Genomic DNA, 21,947 nt, shown 5'->3' with positions numbered 1-21,947 from the left:
TCCTCGTCCCCGCTCGGCGGGCTAGGCGTCCTCTTCGGCGAGCAGGAGTTCGATCTCGTCGTCGGAGAGCCGGTCCAGCTCGGCCAGCAGGTCGGTCAGCTCGGCGCTGTCGGCACCGGCGAGCTGACGCTGCCGGATCTCCCGGGACACCTCCGCGACCGTGAACGCCGGGGTGAACAGCAGCTCGACCGGGAGTTCGACCGCGAACACCTCGCGCACCCGGGCCATGAACTGGACCAGTTGCAGCGACTGCCCGCCGAGGGCGAAGAAGTTGTCCTCGGGCGTGCCGGGGCGTACCGCCAGCAGTTCCGCCCAGATCTGCATCACCCTGGCCTCGACCGGGTCCCCGGTCGCCGTGACCGCTCCCGGAAGGTGGCCGGCGAGGACCGCCGCCCGGATCGCGGCCGGGTCGGCGAGCGCGGTGGCGATCCGCTCCACCACCCGCCAGGCTTCGACCGGGGTGACGGGAGCCGGCCGGTCGGTGGCGGGGGTGGGCGGCTCCTGCGCCGGCTGGTCGGACCCGCCGGGCCGATGGCGTACGGCGGCAGCCGTGCCCGCCGGCAGCAGGTGTCCGGTGCGGGTCGGGGCGTCGGGGTCGCCGGGCCGGGCCGCCCCGGCACCGAGCGGCTCGGCGGTCACCTCGGCGAGGAAGGCGCGGGCGGGTCCGTTCCGGCCGGTGGCGGTGTACGGCAGCTCGATCGTGCCGGCACCCCGGTCCAGGGCCAGCTCGCCGAGGTGGGCGAGCATCCGGTGCTCTACCCCTCGGCCAAGCGCGCGACAGCTCAGCAGGAACGTGTCGACCCGCAGCAGGTCGCCGTCGACCGCGTACAGCATCGCGCCGACCAGCCCGTAGTCGCCGAACCGGTCGGCCACGGTCACCACCAGGCAGTCCAGGTCGAGGGTGCGCAGGTCGCGGGCGTCCCGGCGTACCGGGGAGAGGTTGAACTGGTTGGTCCGCTGGGTGAGCTGGGCGACCCGCTCGTGCTGGTCGGGCCGGGCCGGGGTGACGTCGACCCGCAGGTCCAGATTGGCGTGGAAGTCGGCCAGCGACATGCCGCTGTCGCGCACGGCCCGACGTTGGGCCTCCTGCTCGTAGCGGGCCACCCGCTGGCGGTCCTCGTCGGTCAGTGCCCGGTCGACGTCCAGCGGCCAGCAGTGCCGCAGGAACGCGGCGGCGCGGCGGGCGTCCGCCGGGACGGTCAGCGCCAGCACCTCCGGGCAGGCGGCGCGGACCTCGGCGACCTCGATCGGGCTGTCGTCGAGGAAGACGAAGCTGTCCAGGCCGAGATTCAGTTCCTCGGCGAGCGAGCGCAGGTTCTCCGACTTGGGCCGCCAGTTGACCCGGCTGGCGGTGAGGTGTTCGGGTCGCAGCAGCAGGTCCGGGCGACCGGCGAAGACCGCGTCGACGTCGGCGGGGTTGTTGCGGCTGCACAGGCAGAGCAGTCGGCCGGCGTCCCGCTGGGCGATCAGCAGTTCCTGGAACGCACGCCGGTCGTGGTCGACGGTGATGCCGGCGACCCCGTCCTCGCCGACGATCCCGGTCCACAGGGTGTTGTCGGCGTCCACCACGACGACCTTCGGTCGCGGCCGGACGATCGCGTGCACCGTACGGGCCAGTGCGGTGCCCAGCGCGGCGAAGAACTCCGGCGTGTACGGCACCCGCCCGAGCCGGTCGGCGTAGTCGTCGTGCGGGTCGGCCACCGGGTAGCCGTCGGCGAGTTCGGCCGACCCGAGCAGGCGCAGGTGCCCGCTGCCGGCCACGCCGTCGCGTACCGCCCGCTCGGCCGCCTCGCCGGTTCGACCGTCGGTGCCGGGCGGATCCGGGCAGATGGCGACCAGCAGCGGGACCGTCGTGTCCCGGTCGGCGGCGCGCAGTGCGGCGACGAACCCGTCCGGGTCGGCCAGGTCGGTGAGCCGGACCGCGACGACGTTGACGCCGTCGCGGTTGGTCCGCAGTGCACCGTCCGGGTCGAGCAGTTGTTGGAACACCTGACCGTACGGGGCGAAGCTGACCGCCATCGGCAGCGCCAGTTCACCGGCCCAGAACCGGAGCACCTCGGCCAGCGGTTCGGCGGTGAACGAGGCGACGACGCGTACGGTCAGCACGCGCGGTTCACCCAGTGGTGGCGGCGATCCGGGCGCGCAGCGACGCCGGGCGCATGTCGGTCCAGACCTGGTCGACATGGTCGAGGCACTCGCGCTTGGTGCCGGCCGTTCCGACCTGGCGCCAGCCGGCCGGCGGCGGGGTGCCGTCGCGCCAGATGGAGTACTGCTCCTCGTCGTTGATCACGACGATGTAGCTGGTGGTGTCTTCGTCTTCGTCGTACATAGCTTGCTCCGCCTCGGATTCCGGGTGGGTGAACGGGGCATGACCATCGGTACGGATCGCTGTGGCTGTGCACGTTTTCATTGCTGCCCGGAGCCTGTCAAGTGTCTGTCGGCGGGTCGGAAAAACGCCCGACCGGAACCCCAACTGTTAGGACAGTGATCTCTACTGTTAGGACTAATTACATATCGACAAGGCGCTCGTTACGGTGGGTCCGACGCGGGGGCGGCAGACCACCGGCGCCACGGTATGCAGACGAAAGGGCCGCCATGCTGACCCATCCGGTGCGCACCGCATCGACCGTGCCGGCGCTGCTCGATGCCCGATCCGTCACCGAGCCGGACCGGACCGCCCTGATCGTCACCCGCCCCGGCGAACCGACCGGCGAGCGGGCCGACCCGACCGACAACGGGCCGACCGACACCGGGCCGGACCGGCTGACCTTCGGGCACTGGCGGACCCGCGCCGACGCGGTCGGGCACGGGCTGATCCACCGTGGAGTCCGACCCGGCGACCGGATCGGACTGCACTTCGACGGCCTCGACTGGGTCAGCTTCGCGGTCGCGTACGCGGCGGTCACCTCGGTCGGCGCGGTCGCCGTACCGCTGCCCGAGCGGGGCACCCCGACCCAGCTCCGGGACCTGCTCGAATGGTGTGGAGCCAGCGGGGTGATCCACGGTGGCGACACCGTCGCCCCGCGAGCCGGCTGGGCGGCCACGGTCGACGAACTCGACCTCGGGCCGGCCGGACCGGTCCACGTCCCGGTCGAGCCGACCGACCTCGCCCAGATCCTGTTCACCTCCGGCACCACCGGGCGACCGAAGGCGGTCGCGGCCAGCCACGCCAACCTGACCTTCGGCCTGCTCCCCCACCCGCGTCGCCGACCACTGGCCCACTCACGACATTTCCTGCACGCCTTCCCGCTCGGCACCAACGCCGCCCAGACCATGCTGATGCAGACCATCGCGGCGCAACCGGCGGCACTGGTCCTGCCGGGCTTCGACCCGAACCGGTTCGCCGCGCTGGTCGCCGCGTACCGGGTCGGCACGCTGTTCGTCGTGCCGGCGATGGCGATCGAGCTGCTCAACAGCGGCGCCGCCGACCGCCACGACCTGTCCAGTGTGCTGCTGCTCGCCTCGACCGCCGCACCGCTGCCCGGCCCGGTCGCCCGCGCGCTCTGCGTCGCACTGCCGGCCGCCACCATCGTCAACAACTACACCTCGACCGAGGCCGCCCCGGCCCACACCACCGTGGTCTTCGACCCCGACCGCCCGGCGGCGCTGGGCCGACCGGCCGCCGGCGCCGAACTGGTGATCGGCGACCCCGACGGCGTACGGCTGCCACCCGGCACGGTCGGCGAGGTGCACCTGCGCGCGGACACCGTGCCCCGCAGCTACTACCGGGACCCGGACGCCAGCGCGGCGGTGTTCCGCGACGGCTGGGTCCGGATGGGCGACCTCGGCTACCTCGACGACGACGGCTACCTGCACCTGGTCGACCGGGACAGCGACGTGGTCAAGTCCGGCGCGTTCAAGGTGTCGACGCCGCACGTCGAGGCGACCCTGCACGAGCATCCGGCGGTCGCCGACGCGGCCGTGGTCGGCGTGCCGCACCCGACGATGGGCACCATGCTCGCCGCGGCGGTGGTCGCCCGGACCCCGGTGGACCCGGCCGAACTGCGCGCCTTCCTCGCCGAACGCCTCGCCCCGCACGAACGGCCGACCCGGCTGCTGCTGGTCGACACGCTGCCCCGCAACGACGGCGGCAAGCTGCGCAAGCCCGAACTGCGGGACCTGTTCACCGCCCGCGCCGACCCGGCGCACCGGCCGCCGCCGGTCACGCCGGCCGAGGTCAGGCTCGGGGCGCTCTGGGCGCGGGTGCTGTCGACGTCCGGGGTCGGCCGCAACGACGACTTCTTCGCCCTCGGCGGCGACTCGCTGCGGGCCACCCAACTCGCCACCCTGGCCGGCGAGAGCTTCGGGGTGGCCGTACCGGCGTCGCTCGCCTTCGACCAGCCGGTGCTGAGCGCCCAGGCCCGGTGGCTGGCCGACGCCGCCCCGGCCCGGCCCGCGACGCCCGACCCGGAAACCCCGGTGCTGGCGTACGACGAGGTGCCGCTGAGCGCACAGCAGGAGAACTTCTTCACCTGGATGTACGCCACCGAGGAACCCCGCGACGTCGGGCCGATCAGCGTGGCGATCCGGATCCGGGACGAGTTCGACCCGGAACTGTTCACCAGCGGCCTGCGCCTGCTGGTCCACCGGCACGAGTCACTGCGTACGGTCTTCGCCTCCGGGCAGGACGGGCACCGGGCGTACGTCCGGCCGGACTGCCCACCGAGGGTGACCGTCGTCGCGGCGGTCGGCGCGGACGCCGAGGCCCGGCGGGAGCACGCCGCCACGGTCGTCCGGACCGACCGCGAACACGGCTTCGACCTCGCCACCGGTCCGCTGGTCCGGGCGGTGGTGGTCCGGCTCGACGCCGACGACCACGTGCTCGGCCTGGCCGTGCACCATCTGGTCTTCGACGGCTGGTCGATGGGGGTGCTGCTGCGCGAACTCGGGCTGGCCTACTCGGCGCTGCGCGCCGGGCGGCCGGTGGTGCTGCCGCCGCTGCCGGTGCCGTACCCGGAGGCGGTGCGGTGGACCCGCGAGCAGTGGTCCCGGACCCGCGGGTTCTGGTCCCGCCACCTCGACGGCGCCCCGACCGGCATCGAGCCGTTCCCCGGCCGGCGGCGGGCGGTCCGGCTGCGCAGCGACTCGCTGGAGTTCCGGCTCGACCGGGACGCCGCCGACCGGCTGCGCGGGTTCGCCCGTGACCGGGGCGCGAGCACGTTCATGGTGGTCGCGGCGGCCTGGGTGACGGTGCTGTCCCGGTTCACCGGCGCCACCGAGATCGTGATCATGTCCCCGGTGCCGGGCCGGACCCGGCCGGAGTTCGAGCCGCTGCTCGGCTGCCTGGTCCAGTCGCTGCTGCTGCGGATCGACGCCCGCGCCGACCCGACCTTCGACGAACTGCTCGACCGGGTACGCAGCACCGCGCTGGCCGGCATCGACCACCAGTACTACCCGTACGCCGAGTTCTACCCGCGCTTTCCGAACTCCGCCTGGCTGCGGTTCGAGAGCTGGGGCGGGGTGACCCACTTCCCGGGGCTGGACTCCGAGCCGTTCGAGCTGCCGCGCGCGCTGGACGCCGACTGGCCCACCCCGAACGGGGAGCCGGATCTCGGCGTACCGGAGCTGGCGATGCTCGAACAGCCGGACGGGTCGATCTCCGGCTGGCTGCTCTGGAACTCGTACGCCTTCGACCGATCCACAATGGAACGTTTGGCGGCGATGCTGGTCCGGTTGGCCGCGTACGCACCGGAGCGGGCCGGTCGGCGGCTGTCCCAACTGACGGAGGCGACGTGACCACGGTTGACCCATGCGTTGTGACCACGGTGCAGATCCCCCGGCGCGACCGGCGCCCGGCCACCACCGCCCAGCACGGGATGTGGTTCACCGAGCGGCTGGGTACGGCCGGTTCGGCGTACCACATGCCGGTGCCGATCCGGCTGGACGGCGTACTCGACCCGCTGGCCCTGGTCGACGCGTGCGCGGCTCTGGTGGCCCGGCACCCGGTGCTCGGCAGCGCGTTCGAGGAGCACGACGGCGAGCTGTTCAACGTCCCGGCGCCGATCGGCCCCCGGGTCACCCTGACCACGCTTCCCCCGCCGGAGTCCGCCCCGGACGCGGCGGAGGAGGACGAGGAGACCCTGGCGGGGCTGGTCCGGGCGGAGACGCTGCGGCCGTTCGACCTGCGGCACGGGCCGCTGACCCGGTTCACCCTGTACGGCCTGTCCCCGACCCGGCACCTGCTGCTGGTCGTCGCCCACCACCTGGTCTTCGACGGTGAATCCAAGGACATCCTGGTACGCGACCTGGGTGAGCTGTACCGGAGCTTCGCCGAGGGGCGTACCCCGGAACTGCCGGCGCTGCCCGTCTCGTACGCCGACCATGCCGCCGCCGAACCGGCACGGCTCACCGCCGAGCAGGCCCCGGCCGGCGAGTTCTGGGGTCGGCACTGGCGTGAGCCGGCACCGGTGGTGCTGCCCGGCCTGCGCCACCAGCAGCCGGCGGCGGCGCCCGGCGCGACCGTGGACCACCTGTTCGACCCGTGCCTGCGGGCGGCCCTGGCCGGCGCCGCCGACCTGCTCGGCGCCACCCGGTTCGAGGTGCTGCTCGCGGCGGTGCAGGCACTGCTGCACCGGTACGGCAACGCCGAGCCGACGGTCGCGGTGGACCTCGGCACCCGTACCCCGTCGACCCGCGAGTGCATCGGGCTGTTCGTCAACGAGTTGCCGGTCGGCACCGCGCCCCGACCGGACCAGACGTTCCGTGACCTGGTCGCCACCACCCGGACGGCGCTGCGGGACCGGTACCCGTTCCGGGCGGTCCCGCTGGCCCGTGCCACCGCCGGGGTCAGGCCCCGGATCGCCCTGGCGCCGGTGTCGATCAGCTACCGGCGCCGCCCGAGCCGACCGCCGTTCGCCGGGCTCGCCGCCGACGTCGAGTGGCTGGCGTTCAACCACACCGCCCGAAACGCCCTGCACCTGCAATTGCTGGACAGCCCGGAACAGCTCGCGCTGCGCCTGCACTACGGCCGGGACACCCTGGACCGGGCCGACGCGCAGCGGATCGCCGGCCACTTCACCACCCTGCTCACCGCCGCGACGGCCGCTCCGGACACCCCGCTGGCCGACCTCGACCTGCTCGACGCCCGGGAACGCGACCTCCTGCTGACCACCTGGGCCCACCCCGCCACCGAGTTTTCAGCACCAGCACCGGCATCGGCCACACCGGGGGTCCCGCCGCCGAGCCTGCCCGAGCTGTTCGCCGCCCGGGTGGCCGCCGCCCCGGCCGATCCCGCGCTCGTCTGCACCGACCAGACCTGGACGTACGGGAAGCTGGGGGCGGCCGTCGACCGGCTCGCCGGACGGCTGCGCGGGTACGGCGTCCGTCCCGGCGACCGGGTGGCGGTGCTGGTCCGGCGCTCGCCCGCGTTGCCGGTCGCCCTGCTCGGCGTGCTCCGGGCCGGTGCCGCGTACGTGCCGCTGGACCCGGACCATCCGACCGCCCGGCTGGACACGATCCTGGCCGACGCGGCGCCGACCGTGTTGATCACCGACCAGCCGACCACCGGCCTGTCCCCCCGCTGCCCCACCGTCGCGCCACTCACCGCCGAGGCCCCCACCGACGGTTTCGACGCCGCCCCCGACGGCGATCCCGCCGCCGGCCGCCACGACGGGGAGGCCGACGGCGTCTCGTTCCCGCCGCCGCAGCCGGACGACCTGGCGTACCTGGTCTACACCTCCGGCTCGACCGGTCGACCGAAGGGCGTGCAGATCGAGCACCGGGCGCTGGCGAACCTGCTGCTCGGGATGTCCGACCTGCTCGGCTCCGCGCCCGGTCACGGCTGGCTCGCGCTCGCCTCGGCCGCGTTCGACATGTCCAAGCCGGAACTCTTCCTGCCGCTGGTCACCGGCGGTCGGGTGGTGCTCGCCACCGAGGCGCAGACCAGGGACGGCGCCGAGCTGCACCGGCTGGTACGGCAGCACCGGGTGAGCCACGTACACGCGACGCCGTCGACCTGGCGGCTGCTGCTGGACGCCGGATTCGACGGGCCGGACGTGGTCGGGCTCAGCGGTGCCGAGCCGCTGCCACCGGCCCTGGCGCGGGAGCTGCGCGGGCGGGTCGCCCGGCTGTGGAACCTGTACGGCCCGACCGAGGCGACCGTCTGGTCCACCGCCGCTGAGCTGCCCACGGTGGTGGACTCGGTCGGCATCGGCGCGCCGATCGCGAACACCCGCCGGTACCTGCTCGACGGCCGACGCAACCCGGTCCCGGTCGGCATCGCGGGCGAGATCCACCTCGGCGGGGTCGGACTGGCCCGGGGCTACCTGAACCGTCCCGCCCTGACCGCCGCGCAGTTCGTGCCCGACCCGTACGGTCCGGCCGGGTCGCGGCTCTACCGGACCGGGGACCTGGCCCGTTACCGGCACGACGGGGAGGTCGAGTTCCTCGGCCGGATCGACAACCAGGTCAAGATCCGGGGGTACCGGGTCGAGCTGGGCGAGATCGAGGCGCGACTGGGCGATCATCCGGACGTGCTCGACTGTGCCGTGGTGCTGCGCGACCGGGAGGGCACCGGGCCGGTGCTGGTCGCGTACGTGGTGCGGCGGGCCGGGGGCGCCGAGCCCACGCCCACGCTGCTGCGCCGGCACCTGGCCGGGACGCTGCCGGCGTACCTGCTGCCGAACTTCTTCGTGGAGTTGCCCCGGCTGCCCACGACCGGCAACGGCAAGCTCGACCGCGGGGCCCTGCCCGAACCGGCCGCCGAAACCGACACCGACGCCGACGCCGGGGAGGCGGCGATGCCGGGATACAGCGGTGTGGCGCGGGAGATCTACGAGATCTGGCGGCAGGTGTTGCGGATCGACGATATCGGCCCCGACGACGACCTGTTCGATCTCGGCGGGCACTCGTTGACCGTCACCCAGATCGCCGCCCGGATGCGCCGGCAACTCGGCATCGACCTGCCGCTGCACGTCTTCTTCGACACGCCGACCATCGCCGGTCTGGTCGCCGCCGCCAATGATCAACCATGATGGATCTCCACTGTCCACTGAGGAGGCAATACCGTGCCATCCACCGCCGACCCTGACGCCGGCACGCCGACGGCACCGGCGTCGCGTACCAACCTGGAGAGTGTGGGCGCGTTGTCGCCGCAGCGGCAGGCGCTGCTGGCCCGCCGGCTGGCCCAGCGCGGGTTGGCGACGGTGTCCGAGCCGGTCATCGCCCGGCTGCCGCGGACCGGCCCGGAGCAGCTTTTCACCTGCTCGTCCGGGCAGCAGCGGATGTGGTTGGCCAGCCAGTTCGACCCGTCGGACCCGTCCTTCCACGTGTCGATGTCGCAGCGGTTCGGCGGCCGACTCGACGTCGCCGCGCTCCGCCTGGCGCTGACCGACCTGGTCGCCCGGCACGAGATCCTGCGCACGGTCTACCTCGGTGCCGACGGGGCGCCGCGCCAGCTGGTCCGGCCGCCGGAACCGGTGCCGCTGCCCGAGGTGGACCTGCGCGACCTGCCGGTCGCCGACCGGGAGCCGCACGCCCGGTCGCTGGCCCGGCGGGCCTTCGCCGAGCCGTTCGACCTGGCCACCGGGCCGGTGCTGCGGGCGACGGTGTACCGGCTGGCCGACGACGACCACGTGCTGATGATGACCAGCCACCACATCGCCATCGACGGCTGGTCGATCGGCAACGCGCTGCGCGAACTGGCCGCGCTCTACACCTGGCGACTGCGGACGGCCGCGACCGGCGCGTCCGCGACCGGCGGGCCGCCGCTGCCCGAGCTGCCCATCCAGTACGCCGACTACGCGCACTGGCAGCACGATTCGCTCACCGACGGCGAACTCGCCGACGGGCTGGAGTTCTGGCGCCGGCAGCTCGCCGCGCCGAGGGTCGACCCCGAGCTGCCGATCGCCCGCCGACGCGAGTCACCCGGCGACGGGGCCGGCGGCAAGGTCAGCCTGCCGATCGGACCGGAACTGCTCGACGGGCTGCGTACGGCGGCCGGCGCGACCAAGGGCACCACCCCGTTCGTCACCCTGCTGACCGGGCTCAAGGCGCTGCTGGCCCGCTACCTCGGTCAACCCGACGTCACCGTCGGTACGCTGGTCGCCGCCCGTACGCACGTCGAGTTGGAGCCGCTGGTCGGCTACTTCGCCAACCCGCTCGCGTTGCGTACCCGGCTCGACCCCGGGTTGACCTTTGCCGAGGCGGTGGCGCGGGTACGCCGTACGGTGATCGACGGGTTCGCGTACCAGAGTGTGCCGTTCGACCTGGTGGTGCAGGAGCTGGCGCCGCGCCGGGACGCGCAACGGCACCCGTTCTTCCAGGCCGCGCTGATTCTGCACAACTTCTCCGCGGGGGAGCGGCCGGATTGGCCCGGTCTCGACGTGCGCTGGTGGGACAGCGAGCTCGACGACATGCTGTTCGACCTGACCCTGGTCGCGGTTCCGCAGCCGGACGGCGGGCTGGAGGCGACGTTCTCGTACCGTACCGAGGTCTTCGACGCCGCCGACGTGGAACGCCTCGCCGCCGGCTTCCACCAACTGCTGACCGGGATCGCGGCCGATCCGGGGCGGCGGCTCGGCGACCTGGCGCTGCTGCCACCGGCGGACCGGCGGCGGGCGCTGGTCGACTGGCAGGGCCCGGTCCGGGAGCTGCCGGCCGGTTCGGCGACCTTCCCGGCGCTCTGGGCCCGGTCCTGTGCCCGTCATCCGGACGCGGTGGCGGTGGCGGCGGAGGACGGGACGCTGTCGTACCGGGAACTCGACCGCCGGGCGAACCAGCTCGCGTTTCGGTTGCGGGCCGGCGGGGTCGGGCCGGAGACGCCGGTCGGCATCTGCCTGGACCGTACGTCGGACCTGCTGGTCGCGGTGCTCGGCGTCTGGCGCGCCGGCGGCGCGTACGTGCCGCTCGACCCGGCCTTCCCGACCGGCCGGCTACGGATGATGGTCGACGACGGAGATGTCCGCGTCCTGGTGACCGACCAGGGGGTACGCGAACGAATGGGCGAGCTGTGCGACACCGTCGCCGAACTGGTCTGCCTGGACCGGGACCGGGCCGAGTTGGCCGCGCTGCCGACCGAGCCGCCCACCGCCGACCCGGATCCGGACCGGCTCGCGTACGTGATCTTCACGTCGGGGTCGACCGGCCGACCGAAGGGCGTCGAGGTCAGCCACGGCGCGGTCGGCAACCTGCTGCTGGCGTTCGGTGAATCGCTCGCGCTCACCCCGGCCGACCGGCTGCTCGCCGTCACCACCCTCTCGTTCGACATCTCGGTGCTGGAACTGCTGCTGCCGCTGGTCAGCGGGGCGCGGGTGGTGATCGCCACGAACACGGAGGTGGTCGACGGGTCGGCCCTGCTGGCCCGCGCCCACGCCAGCGGCGCCACCGTGCTCCAGGGCACCCCGGCGACCTGGCGGATGCTGCTCGCGGCCGGCGAACTGCCGGCGACCGTACGGCACCGGCTCTGCGGCGGCGAGGCGTTCTCCCGCGACCTGGCCGACCGGCTGGCCGGCGGGACCCTCTGGAACGTGTACGGCCCGACCGAGACCACCGTCTGGTCCGCCGCCGGAGTGGTCGACCCGTCGCGGTCACCCACGGTGGCCGGACCGGTGACGATCGGGCCGCCGATCGGGAACACCCGGATCCACCTGCTCGACGGTTGGGGCCAGCCGGTGCCGGTCGGCGTCACCGGCGAGCTGCACATCGGCGGCGCCGGCGTGGCCCGTGGCTACCGGGGTCGACCGGCACTGACCGCGCAGCGGTTCGTCCCGGACCCGTTCGGCACCGTGCCCGGAGGCAGGCTCTACGCCACCGGTGACCTGGCCCGGCACCTGCCCGACGGCCGGATCGAGTTCCTCGGGCGCGGCGACCAGCAGGTGAAGATCCGGGGCTTCCGGGTCGAGCTGGGCGAGATCGAGTCGGTGCTGCGCGAGCAGGAGGACGTACGCGACGCGGCGGTCGCCGCGTGGACCGAGGGCGCCGACGGGGACGCCCGGCTGGTCGCGTACGTGGTGCCGAGGGAGGCGACCGACGCGGCGCGGCTCTGGACAGTGCTGGCGCCCCGGTTGGCGTTGCGGCTGCCGGCGTACCTGATCCCGGCGACCCTGGTGCTGCTCGACGCGCTGCCGCTGACCCCGAACGGGAAACTGGACCGCTCGGCACTGCCGGCGCCTACCTGGGGCGCGACCGACTCCACCCCGTACGTGGCCGCCCGTGGGCCGGTCGAGGCGGCGATCGTACGGATCTGGGAAGAGGTCCTGGACGTGGCACCGATCGGGGTGGACACCGACTTCTTCGCCCTCGGCGGGCACTCGCTGCTGGCCGAGCGGGTGCTGTCCCGGCTGCGGGCGTACTTCCAGCTGGCGGCGCCGACGCGGGTGCTGTTCGACGCGCCGACCGTCGCCGGGCTGGCCGCCGCGCTGATCGAGCTGGAACCGGTGCCCGGTCAGGTGACCGCCGTCGCCGAGGTACGCGCGGAGATCGAGGCGATGTCGCCGGAGGCGGTGGCGTCGCTGCTGGACGAGGGTGTTGCCGGGTGACCGGGCAGACCGACGAACTACTGGCGATGCTGCTGGCGCGGCGGGGCATCGCGCTCACCGCGAGCCAGACGATCCGCCCCGGCCCACGGGGACCGGAGCTGCCGCTGTCGCCGGCACAGCAGCGGATCTGGTTCCTCGACCGGTTGGCGGTGGGCGACTCGGCGTACCTGATGTCGACCGCGTACCGGCTCGACGGGAAACCGGACGTGGCCGCGCTGACCGGGTCGTTGCGCCGGCTGGTCGGGCGGCACGAGCCGCTGCGTACCGCGTTCGTGGACCGCGACGGGCGCGCGGTGCAGGTGGTCCGGGCGGCCGACGAGCCGGACCTGGCGGTGACGCTGCCGGTGGTGGACCTCGCCCGCCTGCCGGCGGGGTCGCGGGAGCGGGGCCTGCGGCGGCTGGCCCGGCACGAGCTGGCCCGGCCGTTCGACCTGGGTCGGCCGCCGCTGGTCCGGGCCACCCTGGTCCGGCTGGCCCCGGACGATCATGTGCTGCTGCTGGTCTTCCACCACATCGTCTGCGACGACGTCTCCCTCGGGCTGCTCACCGACGAGCTGGCCGCCGGCTACGACGCGCTGGTCGGCGGCCGCGAGCCGGCGCCGGCACCGCTGCCGGTCCAGTTCGCCGACTACGTACGCTGGCTGGCCGACCGGGACCCGGCGGTGCTGCGGGACCAGGAGGACTACTGGCGCGACCACCTGACCGGCGCTCCGGCGCTGCTGGAGCTGCCGACCGACCGACCGCGCCCGGCACCGGTCGACGCGGCCGCCGGCAGTTTCCGGTTCACCCTGTCGACGGAGTTGACCGGGGCGGTCGAACGGGTGCGCCGGGATACCGACTCCACCCTGTTCACGGTGCTGCTGGCCGGGTTCACCATCGTGCTGGCCCGGCAGAGCGGCCAGTCCGACCTGGTGGTCGGTGTGCCGGCGGCGAACCGGTCGCTGCCGGAGCTGGAGACGATGGTCGGGATGTTCGTGAACACCCTGGCGCTGCGGACCGACCTGTCCGGTGACCCGACCCTGCGGGAGGCGCTGGACCGGGTCCGGCGTACGTGTGTCGGCGGGCTGGGACACCGGGAGGTGCCGCTGGAGCGGGTCACCGAGATCGTGGCGCCGGACCGCAGCACCGGTCACCATCCGCTGTTCCAGGTGATGTTCGTCCTCGCGGCAAACGGTTCGGGCAAGTCGCTCAACGCGGGCGGCGACGGCGACGCTCCGGCGATGTCCGGGTTGCGGGTGCGCCCGGCCGGCTTCGGCAACCCGACCGCGCGGTTCGATCTGACCCTGGTGCTGGACGCGGGCCGGGACCGGCTCACCGGCCAGCTCGACTACCATTCCGGGCTGTTCGACCGGCGTACGGTCGAGCGGCTGGCCGACCGGTTCGAGCTGGCCCTGCTGGCGCTGACCTCGACCCCGGACCGCCGACTGTCCGAGGTGGATCTGTTCACCGCTTCGGAGCGACGGCTGCTGCTCGGCGGCCTGCACCCGTCACCTCCGCCGCCGGCCGAGCCGGGATTCGTCGACGATCTGGTGGCCGCGCAGGCCGCCCGTACGCCGGACGCCCCCGCCGTGTACGGCGACGGTGAGCTGGTCACCTACGCCGAGCTCGACCGGTGGGCCGACCGGCTGGCCCGGCGGCTGCGGTCGGCCGGTGTCGGGCCGGACGTGCCGGTCGGGCTGGCGCTGCGGGCGGGTCCGGCCGGGATCGCCGGACTGCTCGGCATCCTCCGGGCCGGTGGCGCCTACCTGCCGCTCGACCCGACCCACCCGCCGCAACGGCTGGCCGACCTGCTCGCCGACGCCGGCACCACGATCCTGCTCACCGCCGAACCGGCCCCGGACAGCTTCACCGGCACCCTGATCCGGGTGGACGACACCACTACCGTCCCGGACGACTCCCCCGCCCCGCCGCACCGGCGGCCGGAGCAGCTCGCGTACGTCATCTACACCTCCGGTTCGACCGGGCGGCCGAAGGGCGTGATGGTCGCGCACGACACCGTCACCCGGCTGGCGGTCGCCTTCCGGGACAGACACGGCTTCGGTCCCGGGCAGCGGATCCTGATGATCCCGCCGCTGACCTTCGACGCCTCGGTCGGTGACGTGTTCCCGGCGCTGATCAGCGGCGCGGCCCTGGTCGTCCACCCGGAACCGGCCGCGCTCACCGGGCCGGCGCTGCTCGACCTCTGCGTCGAGCAGCGGATCACCGCGGTCGACGCGCCCTCGGCGCTCTGGCAGCGCTGGGTGGACGACCTCGCCGACCACGAGCTGCCGGCGGACCTGCCGCTGACGGTGATGATGGTCGGCGGGGAACGGGTACCGGCCGACAAGCTCGCCGAGTGGAACCGCCGCACCGGCGGCCGGATCGCCTTCTACAACCACTACGGCCCGACCGAGGCCACCGTCTGCGCCACCGTCCACCGGGCCGCCGCCGCTACCGTTCCCGCCTCCGTGAGTGCTGTCGACGAACACGGCTCGCTGCCGATCGGCGGGCCGCTGCCGCACGTGCGGGCGTACGTGCTGGACCCGGCCGGTCGGCCGCGTCCGGTCGGCACCCCCGGCGAGCTGTACCTCGGTGGTGACTGCCTGGCACGTGGCTACCTGAACCGACCGGGGTTGACCGCGCGGGTGTTCGTCCCGGACCCGTTCTCGACCACGCCGGGGGCGAGGCTCTACCGCACCGGCGACCTCGCGAAGGTACGCGCCGACGGCGAGCTGGAGTTCCTCGGTCGGGTCGACCGCCAACTCAAGATCCGGGGTTACCGGATCGAGCCGGCCGAGATCGAGACGGTGCTGGGCCAGCATCCGCTGGTCGGCGAGACCGTGGTGGTGGCCCGTGACCAGCGGCTGGTCGCGTACCTGGTGCCCCGCTCGGGTGCTGCCGCGCCGGCCGGTTCGTCGCCACCGGCGGCGGCCTGCTCGCCGGACCCGGACGAGCTGCGGGCGTTCCTGCGGGGCCGGTTGCCCGACTACCTGGTGCCGTCCGGGTTCGTGCCGCTGGACCGGTTGCCGCTGACCGCGCACGGCAAGATCGACCACCGTCGCCTGCCGGCGGAGGAACCCGAATCGCAGCGCCCGTTCGTGCCGGCGAGTACGCCGACCCAGGCCCGGCTGGCACCGATCTGGGCGGAGGCGCTGGGCCGGGACCGGGTCGGCGCCCGCGACGGCTTCTTCGACCTCGGCGGGCATTCGCTGCTCGCCGCCCCGCTGCTGGCCCGGATCAACCGGGAGTTCGGCGTCAACCTGCCGCTACGGACGATCTTCGACGCCCCGCACCTGCACACCTTCGCCGCCGTCCTCGACAGGGCTACTCCCGGTCTCAACACGGCTGCTCCCGGTCTCGACGCGACTGCTCCCGGTACGGCCCCGGCGGCAGCCCTGACCAGGGTAGACACCGACCTGTGGGCCGAGGCCGTGCTGCCGGACGACGTCTGCGCCGACCTCGGATCGCCGCCTGCCGGCCGTGACCCGGCCCGGCCGGAGCAGGTGCTGCTCACCGGGGCGACCGGGTTCCTCGGCGCCTTCCTCCTGGACGACGTGCTCCGGCACACCACCGCCGAGGTGCACTGCCTGGTCCGAGCCGGTTCGGTCGGCGCGGCCGTGGTCCGGGTGGAACACAACCTGCGCCGGTACGGGCTGTGGCGACCCGAGTACGCGGCCCGGATCGTGCCCGTACTCGGGGATCTGGGGCGGCCGCGGCTGGGACTGTCCGCGCCGGAGTTCGCCGCGCTCGGCGAACGGCTCGACGTGATCTACCACAACGGTGGGGCGGTGCACTTCGTGCATCCGTACCGGCGGTTGAAGCCGGCGAACGTGGACGGGACCATCGAGGTGCTGCGGCTGGCCGGGGTGGGCCGGGTCAGCGCCGTACAGCATGTTTCCACCCTCGGCGTCTATCTCGGTCCGGTCGACGGCTCGCGGACGGTCACCGAGACCGATTTGCCGGACCGGCCGGACGGGTTGTGGGGCGGCTACAACGAGAGCAAGTGGGTGGCGGACCGACTGGTCCGGGCCGCTCGGGACCGGGGTCTGCCGGTGTCGATCCACCGACCGGCGCGGGTCACCGGCCACGGCGGCACCGGTGCCGGCAACACCGACGACTACTTCAGCCGCCTGCTGAAGACGTTCGTGCAGGTGGGGGGCGTACCGGCGCTCGACTTCGCGGAGGATCTGGCGCCGGTCGACTACGTCGCCGCCGCCATCGGGCACCTCTCCCGCCGCGCCGACACCGCCGGCCGCGCCTTCCACTTCTACAACCCGAGAACCATCGGGTACGACACGATCGTCGAGGTCCTGCGCGAGCGGGGTTACCCGGTCCGGTCGCTACCGTACGAGCGCTGGTACGCCGAGGTGGTCGAGGCGACACAGCGGTCGGCCGAGATCGCGCTCGGTCCGTTCCTAGCCGGACTGCCCCCGACGATGAATCCCCGCGAACACCCCACGTTCGACTGCACCGCCACCGAGCAGGCCGTAGCGTCGGCCGGGATCCACTGTCCACCCGCCGACGCCACACTGCTCCGGCGATACATCGACTTCCTCACCCGCACCGGTTTCCTAAACCCCCCACCCACCCCACCCCCCACCACCCCCCACCCAACCAACCCCTAACTCCCCCACCCCCCCACCCCGCCCCGCCCCACCCACCCACCCACCCACCTCGACGATCTTGCAGTTGTGGCGCCCGGATTAGCACACTCGTCCGGATTTGTGAGCCACCACAACTGCAAGATCGTCGCGGTGGGGTGGGGTGGGGTGGGGGGTGGGGGGTGGGGGGTGGGGTCAGGGTGGGGTGAGGAGGCAGAACTCGTGGGACTCGGGGTCGGACAGGCAGGTCCAGGGGACGTTGCCCTGGCCGAGGTCGAGGTCGGTGGCGCCGAGGGTCCGCAGCCGGGCCACCTCCGCCGCTTTGTCGTCACCGGGGTACGGCAGCAGGTCGAGGTGGACGCGGTCCGGCACGGTCTTCACGCCGGGCGTACGGAGGAATTCGAGGTACGGGCCGACACCCTTGGCGGAGCGCAACACCGCAAGATCGTCGGTCGCCTCGTGCCGGGTCCAGTCCGTCGCCGCACCCCAGAACCGGGCCATGACCTGCGGATCCGCACAGTCGACCACCACCGCGGCGATCGGCCCGGTGTCCCGGTAGATCTCCCGAGGCTCCAGCACGCAGAACTCGTTGCCCTCCGGGTCGGCGAGGACCGTCCACGGCACGTTGCCCTGGCCCACGTCGGCGGGCGTCGCACCGAGAGCCCGGAGGCGCGCGACCAACTCCGCCTGATGGGCTTCGGAGGTGGTGGCGAGATCGAGGTGCGTACGGTTCTTCGTTGTTGTCTTGGGCTCCGGGACAGGAACGACGTCGATGCCGACGGCGACCGGGTGCGGCCAGACGAAGCCGCCGACGGGTCCAACGTAGGTCGTCGCGCCACTGTGCACCTCCCAGCCGAGCGCCTCCGCCCAGAACCGGCCGACCGCGAGGTGATCGAGAGCCTTTATGTTCACCTGAACAGGTCGCAGTGCCACACCGGCGATCCTAAACGCCGTCGACCGGCTGCTCGAACGAGATGTGCGCGAAGGCGAAGTCGTTGGCCAACTCGTGCTGGCGCAACCGCAGCTCGGTCAGGTCCCGGCCGAGCCGGTCGCGGGCGTACAGCACGGGTTCGTCGCCGCCGAGCCGCTTGAGCTGCTCACCGATCGCCGCCGCGGCCAGGTCCTCGGCGAACCTGCCCGGGTCGACGCCGCAGGAGAAGCCGTGCTGCCAGACCCGGACCCGTTCGAAGAAGAACTCGTCGGCGCGCACCTGTAGCCACGCCCAGCCCTCGGCCGGACCGTCCGCCCAGCTCACGTGCAGGCTCCGGATGATCGGGTCGAACACCTGCCGGCTCGCGTACGCGTCGACGGCCGTCGAGCGGGCGACGGCACCGAGGTCGTTGACGTACCCGCTGCGACCGTCGGGCAGGCGGCCGATGATGTCCCGGTAGGTCTGCGGCCCGTCCGCCGCCGGATCGACCTCGTCCGGGCCACCGGCGTCGCGGAAGGCACGGGCGTCGAGCACGTAGTCGAGGATCCGGCGTCCGGTGCCGCCACCGCGCAGCGTCGGCGACTCGATCCGCAGCAGTCGCAGGCCGATCGCCGCGCAGACGGCGTTGGTCATCCTGTCCTCCCGACCGACGTCCGGGCCACGGCCGACGGTCGCGCTGAGGTCGACGGCGAAGGTGGGCGCGACGGTGCGCTGGTCACCGACGACGAACGCGAACTGGGTACGGATCGCGGAACTCCACTGGTGCGCGGTGACCCCCGGCGGACGACGGCGGGTGAGCTGGCTGAGCTTCCAGTCCGGCTGCACCACGTCCCCGCCCCGCTCGAACGCTTCCCCACGGGCGACCCGGGCCGCGTACTCGGTCGGCGGGAAGATCGGTCGCAGCCACAGATCGTCGTCGATACCGGTGTCCACCATGAATGTCGATCCCAAATGTCGCAGCCCGGACGCCGTCCACCACGGATCGGGTGGACAGCCGGTAACCATGCTAGAAACGCGTTTCCGTACGGCCGGCGGCAGGTTCGCCACCCTCACTCGCCGCTCGGTCAGTCGGCGCGGAGCAGCAACTTGGCGACCTTGCCCATGGCGTTGCGCGGCAGTTGGTCCACCAGGTGCACCTGACGCGGACGCTTGTGTACGGACAACTGCCCGGCCACGAAGTCGATCAACTGCTGCCCGTCCACCCCGTCCGCGACCACGTACGCGGTGACCTGCTCGCCGAGGTCGGCGTGCGGGGTGCCGACGACGGCGGCCTCGGCCACGGCCGGGTGCGCCAGCAGGGCATCCTCCACCTCGCCGGCCCCGATCCGGTAACCGCCGCTCTTGATCAGGTCGGTGGAGGCCCGGCCGACGATCCGGTGCCACCCGTCCGGCCCGATCACCGCGACGTCCCCGGTGGCGAACCACCCGTCCGCGGCGATCTGCGGCTCAGGTTTCCCGTTGCGCAGGTAGCCGTCGAACAGGGTGGGTCCGCGCACCTGGAGATCGCCGATCGACTCGCCATCGGGTGGGAGAATCGCGCCGTTGTCGTCGACCAGCCGGGTCCGTACGCCGGTCACCGGCAGGCCGACCTGACCCGGGCGCCGCTCACCGGCCGCCCGACCACTGACCGTGATCAGGGTTTCGGTCATCCCGTACCGCTCCAGCGGCGGTTGGCCGGCGAGGGCGGCGAGCCGGTGGAAGACCGGCACCGGCAGGGCGGCACTGCCGGAGACCAGCAGTCGGGCCGGGCGCAGGGCTCGGGCGGCGGTCTCGTCGGCGCTGATCCGGGACCACACCGTCGGTACGCCGAAGTAGAGGCTGCCGGCGGCTGCCGCGTACGCGTCGGGGGTGGGTCGGCCGGTGTGGACCAGCCGGGAGCCGAGCCGCAGTGGCCCGAGCACCCCGAGCACCAACCCGTGTACGTGAAACAGCGGCAACCCGTGCACGAGCGTGTCGTCCGGGGTCCACTGCCAGGCGTCGGCGAGCGCGTCGAGGTCGGCGGCGATGGCCGCCCGGCTGATCAGGGCGCCCTTCGGCGGGCCGGTGGTGCCGCTGGTGTAGAGCACCAGCGCGGTCGACTCCGGCGACGGCTCCGGGTAGCGGGTGGACGACCGGGTGCTCCGGCCGATCGGCAGCACCGCCGGACGGGGTGTCCCGTCGGACAGTGCGTCGAGCAGGTCGGGACGCTCGGTGAGGACCAGGTCGGCGCGCGAGTCCCGGAGCAGGTGGGCGAGTTCGGCCGGGCCGGAGTCCGGCGGCAGCGGCACCACCGGCACGCCACCGATCAGCCCGGCGAGGACCCCGACAACGGTTTCGACGGTCGGGGTGGCGTGCACCGCTACCGTCGCGGCGCCGTGGATGTCGTCGGCGACCGCGGTGGCCCAGCCGATCAGGTCGTGCCGGGACAGCGTGCGCCCGGCGACCACCAGCGCGTCGGAGTCGTCGGATGTTTCCGTGAGCAGGGCGTCCAGCAGCACCGACCGCAACTCCTCGCCGCTTCGACTGACGGTGGTACGCACAGTCGGCGGGTCGTCCCCGACCGTGCGTGGCCGCAGCCGGGTGGAATGGGCAACTGACAAGAGCGTAGCCGCGAGAATGGGGGGTGGCGGTCCGACGGTGCCCGGAACGGACGCGCCGACCCTTGCCGGTGGTGCCGACCGGGCGGCGGCAGGGCGCCTCCGGGGAAACCAACGCCTTCGCCTCGTACACCTTCTTCGATGTACGTACGCCAAAAAGGGCGTACGAAACCCACCCGGTTGAAGGCGACAAAGCACTACCGGAGGCGGGGCAGCAGTTGCCGGGCGACGTCGAGGGCGCGACCCGGGGACGCGACGCCGCCCTCGGCGTCCCAGACCTCGGACAGCACGCACAGCACAAAACCCCAGGCCACGACCCGTTCCACCGGTAGCGCCAGCCCGTCGGCGAGCTGTTCGATCCGGGCCGGTACGAGTCCCAGCAGCTCGTCGTCGCGGCGGGGCGGCTCCGGGTTGTAGAGCCACGGACCGACCTCGGACCCCGGATCGCCGACCAGTCCGTGCGGGTCGATGGCCAGCCACGGTTCCCGGTCGGCCCGCAGGATGTTGTCATGGTGCAGGTCGCCGTGCAGGACGACCCGCTCGGTGGCGGTCGCGCACAGCTCGTCGAAGAGTCGCCCGGCCCGTTCCACCAGGTGCCGGGGCAGGACCCGGTCGTCCGGGAACCGTCGCAGGTGGTCGGCGAACGCCTCACCCCGGTTGGCCAGCTCGGGCAGCGGGCAGTCGGCCGGCGCTGGCCGGTGCAGCCGCCGGGTCAGCGCGACGAACGCGGCCGTCGCCTCCTCGTCCCGCTCGGGTACGAGCACACCGGCCGGCTCCCCCGGCGCGGCCCGTTCCAGCAGCAGCGCCCCCCGCTCGACATCCCGGTCGAGCAGGCGTACGGCACCCTCGCCGGCGAAGCAGGTGAGTGCCGCCGCCTCGTGGAAGAGGTGGTCGGAACCCGGCACCCCGAGCTTCAAAACGGCACTCGACCCGTCGCCGCGCCGGACCGGGGCGACCCAGTTGAAACTGAGCGCGTACGGGTCGCCGACGTCGAGGTCCCAGTCGCGGGCGACGGTCGTGACCAGTGACGGCAGGTCGGTGAGCCAGCGCTGCCCGTCGTCACCCCACACTTCAATGACGTTGCGGTGGAAGACGGGCGGGATGGTCATTTCGCGGGACATGCCGCGAATCCTGCCAGTGGTTGCGGGTGTCCGGAGTGACGTCGAGTGTGGACCTTACCGATCAGGGTGGGGTGGGTCTTGTTTCCTCGATGTTCAATCCGTAACCTGCCGATTAAACATCCGATGCTTGTCGGGCACCTTACTGCCATTAGTCCGCTTTTATCCACCAAAACATCAACACCACCACCACGTACCTCGGATGATTCCGGAGGCCCCGTTGATCCACCACCCCCGAAGAAGACGACTTCTCCCCCGTACGCTGC

The 21,947-nt window shown here is 73.1% G+C and carries 10 protein-coding genes; 4 read left to right on the top strand and 6 right to left on the bottom strand.

The genetic code is table 11. From position 1 onward, the window contains the following. Positions 1-21: 21 nt before the first annotated feature. Both OG792_RS13170 and OG792_RS13165 read right to left on the bottom strand, forming a co-directional pair. Positions 22-2,106: an HAD-IIIC family phosphatase gene (locus tag OG792_RS13170; protein WP_329109761.1), complete on the bottom strand. Its 2,085-nt coding sequence runs from the start codon at positions 2,104-2,106 to the stop codon at positions 22-24. Between the two features lie 7 nt (positions 2,107-2,113). Beyond that, entirely contained in the window at positions 2,114-2,329 is a 216-nt protein-coding gene (locus OG792_RS13165) for an MbtH family protein (protein WP_329109760.1), read from the bottom strand. A gap of 281 nt (positions 2,330-2,610) precedes the next feature. Between OG792_RS13165 and OG792_RS13160 the strand changes: the two genes are divergently transcribed. The 4 genes from OG792_RS13160 to OG792_RS13145 are packed head-to-tail and all read left to right on the top strand — an operon-like array spanning position 2,611 to position 17,080. Continuing rightward, positions 2,611-5,736 (top strand): condensation domain-containing protein, encoded by a 3,126-nt coding sequence (locus tag OG792_RS13160; RefSeq protein WP_329109758.1) that lies wholly within the window; start codon positions 2,611-2,613, stop codon positions 5,734-5,736. A 20-nt stretch (positions 5,737-5,756) separates the two neighbouring features. Beyond that, positions 5,757-8,972, top strand: a complete 3,216-nt coding sequence (locus OG792_RS13155) for a non-ribosomal peptide synthetase (protein ID WP_329109756.1) — start codon at positions 5,757-5,759, stop codon at positions 8,970-8,972. A 33-nt stretch (positions 8,973-9,005) separates the two neighbouring features. Next, complete coding sequence (locus OG792_RS13150; RefSeq protein ID WP_329109755.1) at positions 9,006-12,476, top strand: amino acid adenylation domain-containing protein; 3,471 nt, start codon at positions 9,006-9,008, stop codon at positions 12,474-12,476. A gap of 26 nt (positions 12,477-12,502) precedes the next feature. After that, positions 12,503-17,080 (top strand): non-ribosomal peptide synthetase family protein, encoded by a 4,578-nt coding sequence (locus OG792_RS13145; RefSeq protein ID WP_442932468.1) that lies wholly within the window; start codon positions 12,503-12,505, stop codon positions 17,078-17,080. Between the two features lie 171 nt (positions 17,081-17,251). Here the strand turns inward: OG792_RS13145 and OG792_RS13140 are convergent, their stop codons facing one another. From OG792_RS13140 to OG792_RS13125, 4 genes are all read right to left on the bottom strand, one after another. Further along, a complete protein-coding gene (locus OG792_RS13140; RefSeq protein ID WP_329109751.1) occupies positions 17,252-17,989 on the bottom strand; it encodes a VOC family protein in 738 nt (245 codons plus the stop codon). A gap of 10 nt (positions 17,990-17,999) precedes the next feature. Then, positions 18,000-18,923, bottom strand: a complete 924-nt coding sequence (locus tag OG792_RS13135; RefSeq protein ID WP_329109750.1) for a hypothetical protein — start codon at positions 18,921-18,923, stop codon at positions 18,000-18,002. Between the two features lie 128 nt (positions 18,924-19,051). After that, positions 19,052-20,464: an acyl-CoA synthetase gene (locus OG792_RS13130; protein WP_329111242.1), complete on the bottom strand. Its 1,413-nt coding sequence runs from the start codon at positions 20,462-20,464 to the stop codon at positions 19,052-19,054. Between the two features lie 296 nt (positions 20,465-20,760). Beyond that, positions 20,761-21,684, bottom strand: a complete 924-nt coding sequence (locus OG792_RS13125) for an aminoglycoside phosphotransferase family protein (protein WP_329109749.1) — start codon at positions 21,682-21,684, stop codon at positions 20,761-20,763. Positions 21,685-21,947 lie beyond the last annotated feature (263 nt).

It is taken from the genome of Micromonospora sp. NBC_01699, from assembly GCF_036250065.1.
In the GTDB taxonomy this organism is placed as follows: domain Bacteria; phylum Actinomycetota; class Actinomycetes; order Mycobacteriales; family Micromonosporaceae; genus Micromonospora_G.
This window is presented reverse-complemented; position numbering and strand designations above follow the sequence as displayed.

Excerpts from the sequence above, each read along its gene's own strand:
- OG792_RS13165 (WP_329109760.1), bottom strand. The coding sequence starts at position 2,329 with ATGTACGACGAAGACGAAGACACCACCAGCTACATCGTCGTGATCAAC.
- OG792_RS13145 (WP_442932468.1), top strand. The coding sequence starts at position 12,503 with ATGCTGCTGGCGCGGCGGGGCATCGCGCTCACCGCGAGCCAGACGATC.
- OG792_RS13135 (WP_329109750.1), bottom strand. The coding sequence starts at position 18,923 with ATGGTGGACACCGGTATCGACGACGATCTGTGGCTGCGACCGATCTTC.
- OG792_RS13125 (WP_329109749.1), bottom strand. The coding sequence starts at position 21,684 with ATGTCCCGCGAAATGACCATCCCGCCCGTCTTCCACCGCAACGTCATT.